This window comes from Mycobacterium sp. TH-M106, from assembly GCF_057473765.1.
Genome location: NZ_JBYCLE010000373.1, coordinates 1 through 2237, shown reverse-complemented (window position 1 = coordinate 2237; position 2237 = coordinate 1). Strand labels below are relative to the sequence as shown.

The following is a 2237-nucleotide window of genomic DNA, read 5'->3' as shown; positions in this document are numbered from 1 at the left end:
CGGTGGAACCCACGGTGCCGCTGCGGGTCGCGATGCGCCATCCGGCGTACCGGTCGGCGTTGCTGTCGAACTTCGCCACCGGCTGGTCGGTGTTCGGCTTGCGGGTCGCGCTGGTGCCGTTGTTCGTCACCGAGGTCCTGGGCCGTGGCCCGGGAGTTGTGGGTCTGGTGCTGGCGACGATCGCGATCGGCAACGTCTGCGCGGTGATCCCCAGCGGCTACCTGTCCGACCGGATGGGCCGGCGAGGTCCGCTCATCACCGGGCTGGTGGTGTCCGGGGTTGCGACGATGCTGCTCGGAGCGACGTCATCGGTGCCAGCATTCATGGTCGCGGCATTTCTGACCGGTGTGGCGCTGGGCATGTACAGCGCGCCGCAGCAGGCCGTGATCGCCGATATCATCGGCAACCAGGCCCGGGCCGGCACCGCGGTGGCGACTTTCCAGATGATGGCAGATCTCGGGGCGATCACCGGCTCGGCTGCGGTCGGGATGATCGCCGAGCAGCTGTCCTTCGGGTGGAGTTTCGTTGTCAGCGGCGCGGTTCTGCTGGTGGCGGCGGCCGGCTGGATGGTCGCGCCGGAAACGCGGGCACCCGCCGCTGCCTCGGTCGTGGATGCCCAAGGGTCACCCGCCGCGGGTGACGGGGCCCGATCGGCTGCTGAACGCGTCGAGCAGCCGCGGAGTCCGGTTGGGGCCCCGCTTGGCGCGGCGGCCGAACAGGGCTGAGCTTCTCGGCCATCGGAGCAACCGCCGCACGGAATCGCCGCACTAGCATGGAGTGATGGTCAACACCAACCGTTTCGACGGTGCACCGCGGTCCGCGGTTGTGGTGGGAGCGGGCATCGTCGGTTTGTCGACAGCCTGGTTCCTGCAGGAGCGCGGTGTCGACGTCACCGTGGTCGACCGCAGCGGCGTGGCGGCCGGTTCCTCCTGGGGCAATGCGGGCTGGATCTCACCGGCGTTGGCCATCCCGCTCAACGAGCCCGACAACCTGCGTTTCGGCCTGCGATCGATGCTGAGTTCAACTGCGCCGCTGCAGATCTCACCTACCGCCGACCCGGCGGTGTGGAAGTTTCTGCTCCGCTTCGCAGCACACTCCCGACGATCCTCGTGGCGCCGCGCGGTGCGGGCAAACCTACCGCTGAACGCCGAGTGCCTGGAAGCCTACGACGTGTTGGTGGACAACGGGGTCGACGCGGCGCTCACTGAGGCGCCGATCACCGCGCTGTTCCGCTCGGCGGCCGAGGCCGAGCGGACCCTGGACGAGCTGCGGCGGTTCTCCGCCGCGGGCCAGCCGGTGTCCACCACGGAGTTGACCGGGGCGGCCGTTCGCGAGCAGGTGCCGCTGGCGTCGGGCGCGGTGAGCTACGCGGTCCAGATCGGTGGTCAGCGTTTCGTCAACCCCGGGCACTTCGTGACCGCGCTGGGCCGCGCCGTCGTCGAACGCGGGGCGCAGCTGCACACCATGGACGTCGCCGACGTGGTTCCCGCTGGAGACGGCGTCACGGTGAGCGCCCGCGACGGTCGGACGGTGACCGCGCCGGTGGCGGTCATCGCCACCGGCGCCTGGCTGTCCCGGTTGGCGAAGCGCTGGGTCCGGGTGCCGGTGCAGGCCGGGCGCGGCTACTCCTTCACGGTGCCGGTGGACAGTCCGGTCCCCGGTCCGATTTACCTGCCGGACGCCCGGGTGGCCTGTACGCCGTTGGGCGACAAACTGCGGGTCGCGGGCACGATGGAGTTCCGCGACCCCGACGCCCCGGCCGTCGCGGCGCGGGTCGAGGCCATCGTCGACGCGGCGCGCCCACTGCTGGCGGGGGTGCGCTGGGACGAACGCGACGAGGTGTGGGTCGGCCCGCGTCCGGTGAGCCCGGACGGTCGTCCGGTGGTTGGGGAGGTGTCGGCGCGGACCGTCTATGTCGCCGGCGGCCACGGCATGTGGGGTATGACGCACGGACCGGCGACTGGGCGGCTGCTGGCCGAGCAGATCAGCACCGGCAAACAGTCCGCGGTGCTGCGTGAATTCGACCCGCTGCGCAGACCCTAAGCCGTCGGGACCGATCCGCAACGCGTGTGGATGACACGGCAGACCCGCGACCGCCTGCAGGCAGCCCCTACCCGTCCAACCGGCGGCGTTGAACGCCGGTTTGCGGTGGTGTAGCTTCGATGGGCAGCTTCACGGGGCTATGGCGCAGCTGGTAGCGCACCACACTGGCAGTGTGGGGGTCAGGGGTTCGAGTC

The 2237-nt window shown here is 70.7% G+C and carries 2 protein-coding genes; both read left to right on the top strand.

What is annotated here, in order from left to right; translation table 11 throughout:
• Positions 1 to 725, top strand: a 725-nt coding sequence (locus tag AC2VOP_RS13255) for an MFS transporter (protein WP_486961400.1), incomplete at its 5' end; no start/stop codon positions are given.
• A 55-nt stretch (positions 726 to 780) separates the two neighbouring features.
• The gene (locus tag AC2VOP_RS13250; RefSeq protein ID WP_486961399.1) at positions 781 to 2043 is read left to right on the top strand and encodes an NAD(P)/FAD-dependent oxidoreductase; all 1263 of its coding nucleotides are present in this window, start codon (positions 781 to 783) and stop codon (positions 2041 to 2043) included.
• The last annotated feature ends 194 nt before the right edge of the window (positions 2044 to 2237 follow it).